Origin of the sequence: Paenibacillus sp. FSL R10-2199, from assembly GCF_038000235.1 — a bacterium.
Taxonomy (GTDB): Bacteria; Bacillota; Bacilli; order Paenibacillales; family Paenibacillaceae; genus Paenibacillus_AQ; species Paenibacillus_AQ phytohabitans.
Window position 1 is genome coordinate 1283795 of sequence record NZ_JBBOBO010000002.1, and the last position, 16433, is coordinate 1300227.

The 16433-nt window shown below is 49.2% G+C and carries 17 protein-coding genes; 2 read left to right on the forward strand and 15 right to left on the reverse strand.

Annotated features, from left to right (window positions below):
- Positions 1–538 precede the first annotated feature (538 nt).
- The 13 genes from NYE33_RS33355 to NYE33_RS33415 form a co-directional block, all read right to left on the reverse strand.
- Entirely contained in the window at positions 539–2803 is a 2265-nt protein-coding gene (locus NYE33_RS33355) for a hypothetical protein (protein ID WP_340947536.1), read from the reverse strand.
- Positions 2804–2812: 9 nt separating this feature from the next.
- Positions 2813–3445 carry a hypothetical protein gene (locus NYE33_RS33360; protein WP_340947537.1) on the reverse strand — a complete coding sequence of 211 codons (633 nt, stop codon included), beginning with the start codon at positions 3443–3445 and terminating at the stop codon, positions 2813–2815.
- A 57-nt stretch (positions 3446–3502) separates the two neighbouring features.
- Complete coding sequence (locus NYE33_RS33365) at positions 3503–4000, reverse strand: hypothetical protein (RefSeq protein ID WP_042134344.1); 498 nt, start codon at positions 3998–4000, stop codon at positions 3503–3505.
- 20 nt (positions 4001–4020) lie between these two features.
- Entirely contained in the window at positions 4021–4401 is a 381-nt protein-coding gene (locus NYE33_RS33370; RefSeq protein WP_039296416.1) for a hypothetical protein, read from the reverse strand.
- A 15-nt stretch (positions 4402–4416) separates the two neighbouring features.
- Positions 4417–4560: a hypothetical protein gene (locus tag NYE33_RS33375; protein WP_156118554.1), complete on the reverse strand. Its 144-nt coding sequence runs from the start codon at positions 4558–4560 to the stop codon at positions 4417–4419.
- Positions 4561–4565: 5 nt separating this feature from the next.
- The gene (locus tag NYE33_RS33380; protein WP_042134342.1) at positions 4566–4775 is read right to left on the reverse strand and encodes a hypothetical protein; all 210 of its coding nucleotides are present in this window, start codon (positions 4773–4775) and stop codon (positions 4566–4568) included.
- A 61-nt stretch (positions 4776–4836) separates the two neighbouring features.
- Positions 4837–5706 (reverse strand): hypothetical protein, encoded by an 870-nt coding sequence (locus NYE33_RS33385; protein ID WP_341069554.1) that lies wholly within the window; start codon positions 5704–5706, stop codon positions 4837–4839.
- Positions 5707–5717: 11 nt separating this feature from the next.
- Positions 5718–6767, reverse strand: a complete 1050-nt coding sequence (locus tag NYE33_RS33390; protein ID WP_341069556.1) for a hypothetical protein — start codon at positions 6765–6767, stop codon at positions 5718–5720.
- 14 nt (positions 6768–6781) lie between these two features.
- Positions 6782–8356 carry an ATPase, T2SS/T4P/T4SS family gene (locus tag NYE33_RS33395; RefSeq protein WP_341069559.1) on the reverse strand — a complete coding sequence of 525 codons (1575 nt, stop codon included), beginning with the start codon at positions 8354–8356 and terminating at the stop codon, positions 6782–6784.
- Positions 8353–9417, reverse strand: a complete 1065-nt coding sequence (locus tag NYE33_RS33400; RefSeq protein WP_156118552.1) for a hypothetical protein — start codon at positions 9415–9417, stop codon at positions 8353–8355. The genes NYE33_RS33395 and NYE33_RS33400 overlap by 4 nt, the downstream gene beginning before the upstream one ends.
- Positions 9418–9448: 31 nt before the next feature.
- The gene (locus NYE33_RS33405; RefSeq protein WP_042134333.1) at positions 9449–10228 is read right to left on the reverse strand and encodes a hypothetical protein; all 780 of its coding nucleotides are present in this window, start codon (positions 10226–10228) and stop codon (positions 9449–9451) included.
- Positions 10229–10507: 279 nt separating this feature from the next.
- The gene (gene purU / locus NYE33_RS33410) at positions 10508–11404 is read right to left on the reverse strand and encodes a formyltetrahydrofolate deformylase (RefSeq protein ID WP_042134331.1); all 897 of its coding nucleotides are present in this window, start codon (positions 11402–11404) and stop codon (positions 10508–10510) included.
- A 46-nt stretch (positions 11405–11450) separates the two neighbouring features.
- Entirely contained in the window at positions 11451–12578 is a 1128-nt protein-coding gene (locus NYE33_RS33415) for a deoxyribonuclease IV (protein ID WP_042134329.1), read from the reverse strand.
- Positions 12579–12749: 171 nt separating this feature from the next.
- Between NYE33_RS33415 and NYE33_RS33420 the strand changes: the two genes are divergently transcribed.
- Positions 12750–13214, forward strand: coding sequence for a DUF2621 family protein (locus NYE33_RS33420; RefSeq protein ID WP_340948989.1), 465 nt, complete (start codon positions 12750–12752; stop codon positions 13212–13214).
- Between the two features lie 50 nt (positions 13215–13264).
- Complete coding sequence (locus NYE33_RS33425) at positions 13265–14170, forward strand: TIGR01777 family oxidoreductase (RefSeq protein WP_042134328.1); 906 nt, start codon at positions 13265–13267, stop codon at positions 14168–14170.
- On the opposite strand, the gene NYE33_RS33430 is transcribed toward NYE33_RS33425, so the two are convergent.
- Together NYE33_RS33430 and NYE33_RS33435 are read right to left on the reverse strand one after the other, a co-directional pair.
- On the reverse strand, positions 14161–15867 hold the full coding sequence (locus NYE33_RS33430; RefSeq protein ID WP_341069567.1) for a DUF6382 domain-containing protein: 1707 nt from the start codon (positions 15865–15867) through the stop codon (positions 14161–14163). The genes NYE33_RS33425 and NYE33_RS33430 overlap by 10 nt on opposite strands.
- A gap of 41 nt (positions 15868–15908) precedes the next feature.
- On the reverse strand, positions 15909–16421 hold the full coding sequence (locus NYE33_RS33435) for an A24 family peptidase (protein WP_042134324.1): 513 nt from the start codon (positions 16419–16421) through the stop codon (positions 15909–15911).
- Positions 16422–16433 lie beyond the last annotated feature (12 nt).

Here is a 16433-nt window from a genome sequence, read left to right on the forward strand (position 1 = left end):
CCACAATATCTAACTTGGTAGGAAGTTCCCGATCCCATGGTACACTCACCTGACTCGTAGGTGGTCCTGATAGACTCAATGTATTAAATGTTTGAGTAGCCGGGAACTCATTTACTAACCATTCCCTATAATTAACTGTAGCGCTCTTTGTTGGCGAACTAAAACTTGTGGAAATGCTCACAAATCTAGTTCTCCAGTAGTCAGAATACCAATCCTTATTTGACGATTTCATTATAATTGGTGAATCCAGAACGACGTCATATTCAAAGTTAAGAGTTGTTAGGTCAAATCGGACATTTTTTAGAGTAAGACTTGGCATATCAAGAGTTACATCTCCGATTTCCCCCATATATGGTTCCCAATACCTAGTATCGCTAAATGCCTCTACATGTATGTCGATATAGTTAATTACATTGGGATCACCCGCAGCAGCTACCCGCACCTTTCCCGGAAAAGCTTCAGGACAGGTTAGAAGCAATAACACAGCAGCCATGAATATTGAGAGTACCTTGTTAAATTTCTGCATATTCTTTCCTTTCTACCATGACCAATCCACATCTGGTGCCTGATTTTTAACCTTAAAGATTCGTTCAATAGCATTCTGTGTGATGTCTGAGTTGTTCGATTGGCGATCATCCTGGGTAACAAATTCATCAATCGTGGGCTGACCAAATTCTTCAAATACGGTGAGCCTTACCTGGTACTGCCCAACATCCCGCACTTTAAAATTGAGATGATCTAAATTCTCGTTACTAAAGATGACCCAGCTCTCATCTGCAAAATTCCCGTTGTTATTCGAATCGTAGCGATATTCCCATAGCCTCCGGGCCACAATATCCTTATCCGGAGAATAGGACATGTCATCGATAGAGATCGTCGCCTGATTGCCATCTGCAGGGTTACGATACGCAGAGCCAGGAAGTGTGAAGTAAGCAAAGGGCTTCTCATCCGGTACAATATCAAACGACACTTCGCTATTCGCAGACAGCCCCAGGGTATTCTCGACATAGATTGTTGCTTTATATCTGCCGGGCTTTTTAAACAGTACATCTTTACTTGGCACGTCATTCAGCGACCCGCTGTATTTAATGTCTGCGTTGGTACAGCCAGAAACGGCAGTGATGGTGATTTTAGTTTTAGAATCTACCAACGGGTAATGTGTAGGGCTGCTGCTATAACTGCGGATAATGACCTTCCGGTTCTGTTTTAAGGTTCCTTCAGCGTAAATAGATGCATTCGGGACCGGCTCAATGACCGTAATTTCAGTACTGGTGCTCCCGGCCATTGAATCATCATCCAAAACCGTGAGTGCCAGCGACTGCTCACCTAAGTGCTCTTTATCGTACCAAAGGGTCCCCCGCGGCCGATCTGTCAATTCTCCTATAGCATTCGGCGTGTCCCAATAATAGCTTTTGATAAAGCCATCCGGATCGTAGGAGCCTGCGCCGCTGGCTTCAAATTCTTGTCCTGCCTTAATCGTCTTTGGTGCTGAGATAAGGGCAATCGGCGGCTTCAGCTCTCGCGGAGGATTCGGAGGAGAAGTTGGTCCTGGAAAATCCCCGCCTGGAGGAGTTGGAGTTGTATACACTCCGGCTTTCACGGTGTAGGACTCCTTCAATGAAGTGATGGTTCCCGTTTTGGTTACAACGGGTTTCTTGAACCTCACGACTATACTTAATTCGTATTCCTGTGTGATACTAGGTGCCTTCACTTTTGACTTTTGAATCGTAAAATCTATTTTCTTTGAGGACGTAAGGGTTTTAGAATAATCCTTTAGCGTTTTCAGTGTGCTCTCATTGCCTTTTTCTTTGGCATAAAACACCCATTCCTCGATGTTAGACGAATCTTTATATGCCAACAGCTCCCCTTTTAGGTTAATTTGTACCGGCACGTCTTTATCCTCAAATTTTGCCGGATTGGGTGAGGGCTTTTCAAGAATTGCTGCACCGGTTAGGGTTGCTTCATCGGGGAGGCCGTAGTCGAAGGTGACTAGGCCGCCGTAGCTGTAGGTGGTGACGTTGGCATTAGCTTCGTAATAATAAGTAACCAGTGCAAAATATCTCCGACCTTCTGCTTTTCCTGAAAGTCCGTCATCCGGTTCTGATTTCCATGGAGTACTATTGGGGATAAAATAGTTTATAATTACTCTTCCATTCTTAAATGTTGGTAACCCCTTAGTATATGAAGAATGTTCGAGTAATATTGGTTTTATAGACGATGCAACAATATCTTTTGAATCAATATCTTCTGTTTTTGAACCGTTATACCATTTGAGATACAGCTGATCTTGTAAAGGACCAGCTGTTACTACTATAGATGGAGGATTTTGTGATGGATAACCATCGGTAGCTGTTACATCTTTTGTCTTCATTCGATCATTACGTTCATCATATTCATTAATTTGCCAACGTCTTCCATCTGAATACAGCCATATTGAATTGTAGATTTCAGTCTTGTACATTGCTTCAAAAGAAGCCCTATACCCTTTAACTTTTTCAAGAACTTTTTTATTTTCCGTACCTTTTAAAGTAACTTTTATTTTTCCATTCTCTATAGTAATACTTCCAATGGTCTGATTATTACCAGTATATTTAAGTGTATTTTGTAAGATTGCAGAGCTGGTAACTCCGCTAGGCAAATCCAAGTAAAAACTTTTTGCACTGTTATCTGATCCTACTAAACCTGTAGTGATGGGAACAGCGACAGAACTTGCTTTAGTGCCATTCGCAGCTTGAGCATAATCATTCGGAAAGCTTGCTGCCAGTAAAATAATAATCAAAATCAAACAACTAAATTTTCTCATACTTCCTCCTTACAGTTCTTCCACTACGAATTTTTCGCTGAATTGACCATCGAAGTACAAACGAATAGCAAAATGATCGAAAGCAGTGTTGCCATACATATAAGCTTGATATGTTGATAATTGTTCCCCTGGCTTAAGAATAAAACTATTAAGAGCCATTTTATCATTTGGCTTTTTAATGCGTGACCAATTTCTTACAGGATCAACTGATACCAATCCTTTAAAGCTCAATACCCAGTATTCTCCGTTCTTATCATTACTCACTATTTTTTTGCTATTATTTTTTATTGTTATCTTTGTCCAAACAAAATAGGTAGGCTTTGAAATAAGCGATGATTCTTCACCATATTTATATGTTTTTCTCAAATTGATTGCGTCTTTAGAGTTAATATCATAAATCATAATCTTCTCCAGCGTATAACTAAGTCCCCCAGCCTCAACTGTTACCGGAAGCTCTACATCCTTCACCAACCCATATTTCGAAAGATTATCCCTCATAATCGGAGCCGCCGTCGGTTTTGCAGCTGTTGCACTGGCAGGCCCAACTTGACCTACAATTACACCGGCTAACAATGTTGTTGCCAGTAAAACTTTTACAGCTGTTCTCCCCATCATTGTTTTGCTGAGCATCGTCTTTTTCATAATCGTACTCTCCCTTAATTGTAGTAGTTGGATCAGAACCCGCCGAAGCTCATATGGCTAATGATTCAGCTTATATTCTTGAACCGCCGGCACAGTAATTGCTTCTTGTACTTTGTTTCTGGAGATCAGGGCCGGATGCTCTGTTTCAATAACTGCGATGACCGAAGGGCCCTGTATGTATTTGGTGATGCCGTAAGCAGGGTCTTCATAGAGCATGGGAAATGTATTACCCGTCGCTTCATCCACAATGTCGAACTTGACGATCTTCACTTGAGCCTGGAGCCGGCTCCCCGCTAAGGGGGATAAGCCGTCGTCCAGTCCCAGATTACTTTGCAGCGTTTGGCGGAAGGTCTCATACGCCGCAGATGGGTCAATAATCAACCTACCTTGTGCCCGCGCTGCTTCGTTCAACTCCTGTGATGCATCGTGAACCGCCATATTGTTGGCATCCTTGAGCATACTGCGCATGATGTCCCACTCCTGATTCTGAATTTGAAAAAACCAGGAGTAAATAAAGATCAGCAGGACAAACGCCAGCTTAATAATATAATCCATTGGTCAGCTTCATCCCTTAGTTAATCGAGATATTCACTCATGATCGATCCGTGCCCATAATAACGTGTCGGCTGGGAGACGCCGGAGAAATTGTAGGGAAACAGATTTACCCTTGGCGCTGTTACATACACATCTATCCGCTGCTTGCGCTCAAGAATCATTTCCGTACTGCTAGTAATTTCAATAGAGCTCTCCGGAAAACCGACAGCCTTCAGGTTCGAGATGACCTCGCCTCTCATAGAGGCTGTAACCATTCCTTCGGTTGCAGCCTTTTGCGTGATATAGGATGTGTTGGCTTTGACCTGCAAATCCAGCAGATAATCAATATACGTAAAAATCGGCTGCAGGATAATGAACAGCACCAGCCACATAAACAATGCCCGGAGGACGGTTGCCTTCAAGCGCAGCGCCTCCTTTTAATACTGTTCAACTGCTTTGACATGGGTAATGATATCATCCTGGCTGCCGCCGATAATGCTTGTTGCCCCGGCGATAAAAATGCCCGCAATCACAAAGCCAATAGCCAGAAAAAGTGCGACGGAAATCGAGTCCTTCTTCATCTCCGTTAAACCAAAGGAGGAACGATGGTATACGTTACGGCTGCTTCCCCCGAGCCTGACGGCTCAACCAGGCTAACCGCCGGAATGACCGGTCTGTTATCATCTGCATCGTCAATTACGTCCCGTACGACAGGAATCAGAATTGCGATTACGATAGCCACACACAGAAATCCGATAGCGATAAATAAACCAGTAGAAATAGCGTCCTTTTTCATTGTTAATATCTCCCTTTTTATTTTATATTTTTAAGTGCTGTTTGAATATACAAAAATTCACTCATTGAAACATCCCCACACCGCTAAAATTGCCCTTAATCAGCATAATGTACTGCATAGCCAGACATACAATCATCAGGAAGGTAGCGATAGACGGAATTACATTAATGATGGTCGATACATCGCCGATGAAGGACCATTTCTTCAGATATTGGTCGCTCGATATTTTGGTGATAATCTTGCCCTGCTCCCTTAAATAATTCGCTGCTTCATGATCATCATCCATGCCCTCTGTCGCCAGCAGAATCGAACGGATATCATTAATGAAAGCGTGGTTCTCTGGAAATTTGCCGCAAAACCATTCAATCGCACGTTCGGTTCCCTCATCTACCGCCCTTTCCGAGAGCTCATATAGATCCTGACGGATATAATTGAAGTGACTGGCTGTCCCTGCACAAAAAGCGCCAAACTCCACATACCCGCGCTTACGCAGCCGGTTATTCTCATAGAGACGGATGAAGGAAATCAGCTCCCCGTCTTTTTGAATAAGTGTCTTCTGATGCAGCCAGACCAGCAGCCAGCCAAGGGGCAGAACCCGCTGCGGACTGGTAATCAGCAGAATAAGCGCAGCAATAAGCGGATCATAAATAGATAAAGGCTCTGAACGTACGAAGTCACCTGCCGTCTGAACCAGCAGATAAATCAGAGCCACCGAGTACCGGAACATTGTGATTTTGGCTGCTGATATAGACAGACCGCTCTGATTAAGCAAGTGCTGCAGCCGTTCATTCTGCACCCGTTCCCCGAAGGCCTTCCATTTCACGCCGAGACGGAGCACATAACGTTCCTGACGGCTGCTGCTGCTGACAAAAACCAATAGAGCGAGATACACAATACCTGTTACGGCTATCAAAAGTAGTAATCTATCCATTATTCATCACCTTAGTGGTAGTCCAGCTTGGGCCTGGCGAGGATGGTACTGATCATGAACGAGATGAACATTCCCGCAATGATGACCATCATAAATGTAAGACCAACGGTAGTCTCAAACTGCAGTTTGAAATAGACGTCGGGCTTCAGCATGTACATAAATGTTCCAACCGAAGAAACCAGCACAACCAGATTTCCGTACAGTCCCAGGCTAATCGCATCCCTGCTGCTTGCTTTGACCGTCAGAATCGTCTCCCGTTGCTGCTCCATGGAGCGGTTAAGCATCATGAGCGAGCTTTTGAGATAACGCGTGCCTTCCTTCTCGCAATAGAGCAGATCCGATACGAATTCTACGGCAAAGGTTGTTCCGATCGCTCCGGCAAAACGTCCCGCCTCCTCATTCAGCTCCCGTTCATTACTGTAATTGGCAAACGCCGCTCCAAGAAGCTTCAAGGGAGTCTTCAGCACATTATCCCCGGCCAGCAAATCACTGGTTCTCGACAAAATGGAATCCGCAGATAAATGAGTGAATTTGGTGGCGATTTTGATCACATCGAGCAGATCGTAGCTCCCCCGCACTTTCCTCTGAGCATAGGTATACCTCATCCGTAAATATGGAATGCTTGCCGAGAGAACTGCCAGAAACAGCGGGAGCCGCCAAGCGTCCTGCACAGCTGTACTGTCATTTATCACAATCCCCTCCAGGAAAGGATTATTAAAGCTCATATGTCCCGGCAGCTCCCGCAGAGTCAGCAGACCCGATAGAAAAACCCCCGTGAACAGCATGCCTGAACGGGTGACAAAACGCATAACACTGATTCCCGGCTCATACCTCTTATGGGCAAAATACAGCAAATCATCCAGATGGCGGTATAGCCACATTCTTTTATTAATCATGCTTACCCTTTTGCCGAACAGACTCATCCTCAGGTTCATCCGGAAATCCATCTTTTGTCCCCACTGCGATAAATGCCGCTCAATAAGCGGCTTCACCAATAGCCACAATCCGCCCGCGGCCAGTAAATGAAAGACAAACTGGATGATATAGTACAGCAGCGCCACAGGCTCCCCCCCCCTCATTCGTTCAAAACAATCCTGGATTTCAAGCTTTCCTTCAGCGGGTCCACCATCGGTTTCTGGGCAGCGAGATGTCCAAGCTCCTGCAGCATAATCCGCGTGGCCCGTGCATTCTTCTTCTTCATCTTCAGCATTAGTCCCGGCGTCAGCTTGTCATTGTAGCTCCAGGCCGACTGCTCCGGCTCCCAGCGCATCAGATCATTAGCGAATACCGAGTTGCTGGCTTCCTCATAAAAAACCTCGGATATCCGCGCGAGCCGTTTCTTCCCATCGGGCACACTTTCCAGAATAAATACCAGCTCACAGGATTTCAGCGCTGAGATTAAATGCCCCTTCAGGCTGCCGCCAATCCGTGTAGATACGGCAAATGCACCCTGGTAAGGAATATCCTCCGAATCCACCGTATGAAAGGTTCCGGTAATGCCGTCATAGCCCTTCTCGCCGCTCCACAGATAGAATTCCCATTCGTTATAACGCATCTCCGTCATATAGAGAATGTTCGGGTCATGCCGCAGCGACTCCACACCGACCTCCATCAGCTCCTCATTCGATGCCTGGATCGGAATGATCCGGTGGCCCTTGATCTGATACGGCAGAATTGACTCCGGATGCTTCTCAATCATCACCACTCCCATACAGGAGGAGGAACCGAGCAGCTGCTCACCGACAATTGTATTGGCAAAAGTGGTTTTGCCCGAGCCTACGGCACCCGCGATAATCGTATTACGGAAAGTACCCGTAAGCGCACGGATCAGTTCAATCGCTTCCGCAGGGATGCATTCTGTGCCGGCCTGATCATCCAGATCCAGGAATTCGACGACCTGGCGGCGCAGCGATATGGTGGTGAAGCCTTCCCAGACCCGTGGCGACACCCAGATGGCTAACCGGATGAACCGGCCCGGCCAGAGGGGATCGTCCATTTTGAATTCCACCGAAGGGTTATCCTTGTTCAGCTTTTTGTTGGGATCGCTTTTCAAAAGGGATCGCTTGAGCTGCTCTACACGATCCAGCGAAGGCATCTCATACGGATAAGCTACAAACCTGCCCTGGTGGTTATAGAAAATTTGCCGTCCGATCATCTGCAGACCGGTTGATTCACTATAATCCCGGTCCGTAAACCAGCGGTACGCAGGTCCGAACCCTTTCCATTCATGAAACAGCGCTTCAGCGGCTGTACGGTAAGCCTCCGGCACCTTGCCCGTAAACGGGGTACGGCGCAAATATTTCTCGATCTCGTTCATGAAAAAGCTGACTGCCTGCGGATCACCAATCAACGCCTTGGCATTTAGCTCGAAATAGCTGTCATCCTCACGCTCCAGTCCGGCGTTCATTTCACTTTTCATTTTTTGCAGAAAGCCGTAGAAGTCTTCCTTGCCGGGTTTACTGGTACGGAGCACGCTCGGCTTCAGTGAGAAAAGCCGTATGTCCTCTGTCTCCTTCGCTAATCCAGGCAGTGCCTGTCCGCTCCCGTCCTCCTCTTCCTGCCGTCTTCCATGCTCAGGGTCTAGCGGAGTCCATCTTGATGGAATTCGCCCCTGCTTCAGCGGCCAAGCTTCATCCGGATATTCAATCATTGAAATATTCCCTTCTTTCGGACTTCCAAGGCCAGACCCAGTGAAACCAACAATGCATGAACCTTATCGTCTACATGCTGAAGTTCTTTTTTGCCGAGCGGCAGGCTCTCCAGGAAAGGCTGGTAATACGGAAGCTCCAGCAGGATCTCACTGCCAAAGCGCAGCGCCAGATTCTTGGAGGAGGTCAGCTCTTCTACATTGCTGCGGTTAATGATCCACTGGAAATCCTGCGGATGCAGATCCATATGCCCGGCCAGCTCCATCAGAGGCTGCAGCCTGTATTCATGACGGGGATGCGTTACAATCATCCGCAGCACGGATTTCTGCATACCCACATACCAGGCGGCACTTTCCGGAATGGACCCGAAATCAGCCACCACTACATCGGCATTGTCACTTGCTCTGGCCAGCAAATACTCGATCTCCTCCTCCTGATAGTCCTGAGCGCTTAAATAATCGAAGTTGCCCGGCAGATACGAATATCCTTCCTGTTTCACAAACCCGGCAAAGTCCTCATCGTGAAGCATTTTGCCGGTAATCCGCGGCCGCAGCCTGTCCAGACTGACTGCTGTCTTACGGTCATAACCCGGATCGTACAGATCAAGACCCAGCACGATCACCCGCAGCCCCGAAGCCGCAATCCGTCTGGCGAATAGCTTAGCTGCACTTGTACAGCCAATGCCCGGCCCGGACCCGAAGAATCCGATCAGATTTCCCCGCTCTGCCTGCTCATCCTCAAGCATGTAGCGCAGCTTATCGATGATCGCTGATGAGGTGGAACGCGGAGGCATGAAGAAAATCCCCAGGCTCTCACATTGCATATGAATGGCCTGATACCCCCTCACTCCTTTTTGCAGATATACATACAAAATGTTGGAATCCGCATAACTCCGGCGCAGCCCGCTGAGTCCGGATACCGGTACCTGCTCACTTGTCACCATCAGCAGATGTCCTCCGGCCTGCGCCGGCTCAGGCAGCACGCTTTGGGCGATGACCGTAAATCCGGCAAGCTTTATTTCATTAATGGTCAGCTGATCCATACCCAGACTGAATATTTTCAAGCTCATCTTTCCTCCTGTCTGCTCCACTCTCCTACTCCACTCTTACGATCCACAGCTTCTTGCCCTGTTCCAAAAATGCCCCCAGCAGCTCCCCGTCGCTCTTCTTCAGCTTCAGCTCCGGCGTAGCTACTTTCCCGGTCGAGGTGAAGCGGTTATTGTTGTTGCCATTCTCCGAATCCAGCACATCATTGTTGTCTTCAGTGCGCACATAATTCACGGTTACTCCGCTGAGAAATACTTTGCGGCCGGGAAGCGCCGGCTGAATTTCCTCATCCACCGCAGATGCCGGTCCTGAAACCTTCACGCCTGCGGAAGCATCTGCTGCCCCGGCTGCCGGGCTATAGCCTGTCCGGTCCTTAACCGGCGAATCCCCTTCTACCAGATAAATATCCACCTTATCTCTGCTGCGGAGAGAACCGTTAATGGCATAGATCGCCTCTTTGGGTATAGGAAATATCCCCTCATCCTGCTGCGGCTCCAGATTGCTCACATCAATCAGTGATTCGGTCAGAATACTGCCATCCGTCAGATTCACATTCGTAATCTTCCGTTCCACCTGATTTAGGCTTCGGATAACACCAGCCGGAATGTCTTTGGTCTGCACGGAATCCAGATAGAGATCTCCGGGCTTCAGCTCATAATTTTTCGGTAAAAAGCCTCCGCCATCCACCTTGATTTTGACGACAGTCTGAGAGAGTACATAGGGTTTGAAATAGAGATCATAGCCAAGCAGTCCGCCGAAGCCGGTGGTCAGGATGAGAAAGGCAAAGATGTAATTGCGTTTTAATAAATGTCCGCGTTGCGATGACAAGCCCTTTACCCCCTTTGAATGTGAAATCTGCACATAACAAAATACACTTTGGCTTAAGATCCAAAATGCCGGTAAAATGCTTTTTTACCTATAGTGGTGAGAAGTGTATTAGATTATTACTGTGAGGTTGTTGTATAGCTTGAGGCTGCGGGAGAAGCTCCCGGCTGAAGATGTTTCCGGTAAAAATCAGGCCGGAAGGATGTTATGAACATCCGCGTTCCGTGTGATTCCTGACTTTTACCGGGGTGGTTGTAAAGGTTAACTGGAATGCTTCGCTGCTTAATTAAAAACTACTGTTTTATTATGATGCACGAGGATTCTGTCCTCAATATGCCATTTCACCGCACGGGCCAGAACTACCCGTTCAATGGTGCGTCCGATGCGCTTAAGCTCGTTCACATCATCGCTATGGCTGACCCGCTGCACGTCCTGCTCGATAATCGGACCGCCGTCCAGCTCTTCAGTCACATAGTGGGCAGTAGCGCCGATAATCTTGACCCCGCGCTGATACGCCTGGGCGTACGGCTTGCCGCCGACGAATGCCGGCAGGAACGAATGGTGGATATTGATAATCCGGTGCCGGTAATGCTCGATGAACGAAGGCGAGATAATCTGCATATACCGGGCCAGAATGATCACATCGATATCATCACCAATCACCTCAAGCTGACGTTTCTCGGCTGCTTCCTTCGTATCTGCCGTTACCGGAATATGATGGAATGGAATACCGAAGGATTCGACATAAGCCTGCATGTCCGTATGGTTGCTGACCACGAGAGCAATATCCGCATCCAGATCACCGGCCTGCCACTGCCAGAGCAGCTCCACCAGACAGTGATCCTCTTTGGATACAAAGATCGCCAGCCGCTTCTTGTGGCTTACATTGAAGATCTGCCAGTTCATCTTGAAGCGCTCGGCAACGCCGCCAAAAATCGTACGCACCTCTTCCAGCCGTTCATCCAGCTTAGGCAGGTCAAACTCCACTCTCATAAAAAACATTCCGCCGTCCGGGTCCATCGTATATTGATCCGACTGCACAATGTTTGCACCATGCTGGTACAAGAAATGCGACACTGCCGCTACGATTCCCGGCCCGTCCGGACAGGAAATGAGCATACGCGCCCGGTCCGGATATTGTCCGCCTGATGAATGATCTCTTTTCACATGTAACTCCATATTTCTCCGTCCATCCTCTCATCTGCTTGCGCAATCTGTTGTTGGATTAAGCGTTCACGAGCAGCTGCTTGCCTGCCAGCCAGGCGATCAGCCGCTGGTTGACAGCTTCCTCACTAAGCTGAGGGAATAATCCGGCGGCAATTACATTGTCATAGAGCCGTTCCAGCGGTTCACGGGGATCGGCTTTTTTGGCTTTGGCATCATTCTTCAGCAATTCCCATACATCAAGCACATAGCGGCGGGAGTCCAGCTCCTGTTTGGCAAAAAAAGCATGCAGCTCTTCCAGCTCCTGCAGGAACTCCGCTCCGAAACGTTCAGCCACATTGCCGCGCAGCAGAGCAATTTCCACTTCATACATTGGACGAAGCTTCTTGGCATCCTTGCCAATCCACGGGGTCTCCAGAATGAACGGCAGACCTGCCAGCGCTTCATGATGTACGACATTGTTGATCGTCTCAAAACCAATATAGCCCGAGCCGATCGGAGTATGACGGTCTTTGCCCGCTCCCCGCGGATTCTTGCTGTCATTAATGTGGATAACGCCGAGCCGTCCCAGGCCGATGGTATCATCGAATTTCTTCAGCACGCCATCCAGATCGCCCACAATATCGTATCCGGCATCATGAATGTGACAGGTGTCAAGACAAATGGACAACCGCTCATTATGTACGACCTTATCGATAATGGAAGCAATCTCCTCGAAGCTGCGTCCGACCTCTGTTCCCTTGCCGGCCATTGTTTCCAGAGCAATATGCACTTCCGTCTCATTCGTACCGCCCAGCACTTCATTTAGTCCGTCTGCAATACGCTGAATGCCGTATTCGGCATCCTTGTCAGTGAATGCACCCGGATGCAGGACGATATGCTTAACACCGAGCGCATGGGTACGGCGGATCTCCTCCTGCAGGAAATCAACTGCCAGCTGGTAGGTGCTTTCCTTGTAGGAGCCCAGGTTAATAATGTATGGGGCGTGAACCACAATCTCTTCGACGCCATTCTGCGCCATAGCCAGCTTCCCTTCCTCAGGGAACATCGATTCAATTGGCTTACGGCGCGTATTCTGCGGCGCTCCCGTATATATCATAAACGAGGTAGATCCGTACTCATTTGCTTCATTGGCCGCGCTCAGGAGACCCTTGTCCGCGCAGGACACATGTGAACCTATTTTCAGCATGCCTATTTCCCTCTTTCCTTCACGAATTAACCCTTATTCTACCGTGATCGGGAAAATAAATCTAGGCAAGCCCCAGAAGGCTGCTTCCGCTTCGCAAAACTTTGGAAATACGCTATACTTTAGATGAGTAAAAGGAAAGTGACAATCATCATTGTCAAAGGCGGTGTATACATGCATTTTCATTCACCCTCAAGCTTGTTATCTGCAGCTCCGAGCAACTGGTTTATGAATTCCATCGCATTTTGGACCTTTTTACTGCTGGGCTGTATGTGCATCGGCGGCTATTTTATGTTCCGCAAATTTCTTAAGGTACTGCCCAAGGCTGACGGCAAGTCCAAGCTGGACTGGCAGAATTACTGGGTAGAACGCAGCCGTCCACTATGGAGCGACGAGATGAAGGCTTTTCTGGACCAGCTGGTTCAGCCGGTACCCGGCCCCTTCCGCGACATCGCCAAACATTCCATTGCTGCCGAGATCGGCAGAATTGCTGTGGAGAGCAACGCTCCGGAGGTAACCCGCGAGCACTGCATCAAAGGCTATATTATAGCCACACCACGGCGCGATAACCGCTTTCTGGTTACCTTCCTGGAAAAGAACGGCATCGACTACACATCTTATAAACATTTAGTCAAATAACTGCTAATCAGGTCACGCCATGGTCAGGCGTCCAGAACAGGAGCACCCCTATGAAATATATCATTTGCGGAGGCAGCGGCTTCATCGGCAGCGAACTAACCGAATATTGGCTGCAAAGCGGGCATCAGCTCATCAGTGTCGGCCGCAAGCTTCCGGCGAACCCACGAGCTCATCCGGGTCTGAGCTATCTTACCTGGGACAGTCTGAAATCAAATCCAGAAGCTGCCGAAGGCGCAGATGCACTGGTTAATCTTGCCGGAGCTTCCCTTAGCCAGCGCTGGACTCAAAGCGGCAAGCAGGCGATTATGAAATCACGGCTGGAAACCGTTACCGCAGCAGGGAAGCTGCTGCAGTCGCTGCAGCATAAGCCCCAGGTAGTCGTCCAGTCCTCTGCTGTCGCCATTTACGGGACTTCACGGCAGGATACCTATAATGAATCTTCTCCAACCCGCGTTGTAGACTTCCCTTCAGAAGTCGTCAAGACCTGGGAAGAGGCTGCCGATGAAGCATATTCGGGCTGCCGGCTGATCAAACTGCGCACAGGCGTTGTGCTGGGCAATGAGAGCGGTGCTTTTCCCAAAATGAGGTTGCCGTACTCCCTTGGCTTCGGCGGCAGAATCGGCAGCGGCAAGCAGTGGCTGTCCTGGATTCACCTGACGGATATCGTCCGGCTAATCGAATTCTGCATTCTTCATCCTGAGATCGAGGGTCCTGTCAATGCCACTGCACCGCAGCCGGTTACGAACGAACAATTCGGAAGCATGATCGGCAAAGTCTATCATCGTCCGCATTGGTTTCCCGTCCCGGCATTTCTGTTGAAGGCTGCCGTAGGTGAGCTGTCGGAAATTCTGCTTGAGGGACAGCGCGTACTTCCTTCCAAAGCGGTGAATAACGGCTTCACGTTCACCTATCCAACCCTGCAGCCGGCACTTGAACAGCTGAAATCTCAAGTGTGAAACGTATAGCAGCCCTTAACAATCGTGAACACCGCTCCTTCGGTCAACGGATACTCTTTATAAGGAACCATAACCTCACCAGCGAGAAGCGTGCCGTTCCTTGAGTCCAGATCCTTCAGGATATATCCGCCGGAGCTTCTGGAAATTTCGGCATGCACCCGCGATGCCCCTTCAGATGTCTCTACATACTGGGCGACCTCTGAAGAGCGGCCAATAATGAAGCTGGGGCGGTTCAGTTCAATTCTCTCAGGAGTTCCGCCGTCATCCGCCTCGCTTCTTTCCAGATAAGGAACTGCCCGCCCGCTTGATGGGAGCCCACCCCCTTTAACCGGTTCCGGTTCCCGGATAAGCAGCGCCGTGGCAGCTACAGCAGCAGGCGCTTCTTTCACATGAAGCCGTTCCTCGGCAATCTCCGGGGCTGTACCCTGTCCGCCTGCCATTGTCCCCCTAAGATAAGAGATTTCAGCAGATGATGCTTGTTCTGAACGCATGTAAGCGGGAGCTGAAGTCCGGAACGGCGCTACCGGATTTCTGCCAAAATCCCATTCCAGCTCATTCCTCAGCTTCCGGCCTGTACCCTTCCTGTCCTCTATCCCCTCCTCCAAAAATTCTTCCTCTTCCTCAGATCCGCCCCGGGTAATCCTACCGCTCCACACCATCCAGCATACAACTGCCAGCCCCAGAGTTACTGCTGCACAGACCGCGAGCCAAAGCGTCAAGGGATTATTTAAATAGAGAAACTTCCATAACAACGCATCGCACAGCACTGCACCAAGTACAATATACGTCCGATACGATGATGTTCCGTCCACAGCAGCTTGGAGGGTTTGTTCAGGCATATCAGGCCTCAGCTGTTCTCCGGTTGCTCCCCCATCCTTCCGCTTCAGCCGCGGTGCGCCGCTCATCCATGGAGCCTGATCTGGCGCCTGTCCAGAAGCAGGAGGCACACTCTCCTTACCTCCTTGCTCCCACGCGAAGGCTGCTCTCCCCGGGAAAGCCGTCTTTGGCTCTTCCAGATTAAGGAGCGGAGGCTGTTCCATTCTGTCTGCTGACCGAATCGGCGCTCCTGCCAGCTTCCCCTGAACCAGCCCCATGGCTTCAGGAGGAGCCCTGTATTGGTCTGCCCCTGTCAGCAATTCTGCTAATAGTTCCTTAAGCCCTGCAGGGCTGAAAGCCTCCTCCCCGCAGTATTGCAGCAGCCGCTGCATTCCGTCACCGGACAGCTCATGGATGGCCGCCATAAAAACCATGATCAGTGATCTGAGTGACTCCCCCGGACTTACAGCTGATTCTGTATGCTGCAGTGGAAGGTAGGTAAGGAACACTTTTCCACTGTTTAACGGACCCTCAATGAAGATGTAGTCTTCATGCAACGCGTACTGCTCTGCACGCAGCATATACAGGCGCCCCTCCTCCATTCCTGCAGCGATCTGCAGCAGCAGCCCGAAGAATTCAAGCATACTCAGCCTCTCACTTTTGAGCAGAGCCCCCAGCATTTTTCGTCTTGATACGGTATATTCCAGTGTCACCTGCAGGTCTATCTCTCTAAGAAGCAGCCGCAGATGATGCGGAATGCCGGTGTTCATCAGCATGCGGGCCTGAACCATGTTAAGCTCTCCTGCCGCCAATCCCTCAGGCTTGCCGAGTAGCATCGTTATCCCATCCTGCTGCACGAAATCACGTTCCAGTCCAAACAAGCAGCTTCACCTCCTGAGCTGTTATAACTCCAAACCTCAAGTCAGAAATAATAATACGCACAGATAAATCCCGGAAAAACAGCCAGCATAAACGGAAACCGGAGCAGATCACTCGCCTGTCCTTTTTTGAACATATCCGTATTACGGAGCAGCAGGAATCCCGCACTTCTGCTTAATATACCGCGTACCCTCCGGCCTGCTCCCCGCCTGAAGAGAATCATGCTCCAGCCGACAACGGCTCCCAACAGCACTGAATACACAATTACCTGCAGGGAGAACAATACACCAGTCCAGGCACCAATTCCGGCAAAAAGCTTAACATCTCCAGCCCCCACTGCCCCGATGAAATACATGATCAGCAGCAGCAGAAACCCCGAACCTGCACCGCACAGAGATAAGAGCAGTCCATGCCAGCCACTCATAATCACCTGCAGGGATATTCCTGCAACCAGTGCAGGCAATGTGATCCAGTTAGGGATCTTCATCCAGCGTATATCTGTGATTAATGCTGCTGTCAGGAACGGCAGGCAGCCCCAAAAAGCCCATTCTGTCATCCCCACTCCCCT

Bases quoted from the DNA above. Each gene is read 5' to 3' on its own strand.
- NYE33_RS33415 (WP_042134329.1), bottom strand. From the start codon at position 12,578: ATGCTGAAAATAGGTTCACATGTGTCCTGCGCGGACAAGGGTCTCCTG.
- NYE33_RS33425 (WP_042134328.1), top strand. From the start codon at position 13,265: ATGAAATATATCATTTGCGGAGGCAGCGGCTTCATCGGCAGCGAACTA.
- NYE33_RS33395 (WP_341069559.1), bottom strand. From the start codon at position 8,356: ATGATTGAATATCCGGATGAAGCTTGGCCGCTGAAGCAGGGGCGAATT.
- NYE33_RS33385 (WP_341069554.1), bottom strand. From the start codon at position 5,706: ATGGATAGATTACTACTTTTGATAGCCGTAACAGGTATTGTGTATCTC.
- purU (WP_042134331.1), bottom strand. From the start codon at position 11,404: ATGGAGTTACATGTGAAAAGAGATCATTCATCAGGCGGACAATATCCG.
- NYE33_RS33435 (WP_042134324.1), bottom strand. From the start codon at position 16,421: ATGACAGAATGGGCTTTTTGGGGCTGCCTGCCGTTCCTGACAGCAGCA.
- NYE33_RS33420 (WP_340948989.1), top strand. From the start codon at position 12,750: ATGCATTTTCATTCACCCTCAAGCTTGTTATCTGCAGCTCCGAGCAAC.
- NYE33_RS33355 (WP_340947536.1), bottom strand. From the start codon at position 2,803: ATGAGAAAATTTAGTTGTTTGATTTTGATTATTATTTTACTGGCAGCA.
- NYE33_RS33380 (WP_042134342.1), bottom strand. From the start codon at position 4,775: ATGAAAAAGGACGCTATTTCTACTGGTTTATTTATCGCTATCGGATTT.
- NYE33_RS33375 (WP_156118554.1), bottom strand. From the start codon at position 4,560: ATGAAGAAGGACTCGATTTCCGTCGCACTTTTTCTGGCTATTGGCTTT.
- NYE33_RS33360 (WP_340947537.1), bottom strand. From the start codon at position 3,445: ATGAAAAAGACGATGCTCAGCAAAACAATGATGGGGAGAACAGCTGTA.
- NYE33_RS33365 (WP_042134344.1), bottom strand. From the start codon at position 4,000: ATGGATTATATTATTAAGCTGGCGTTTGTCCTGCTGATCTTTATTTAC.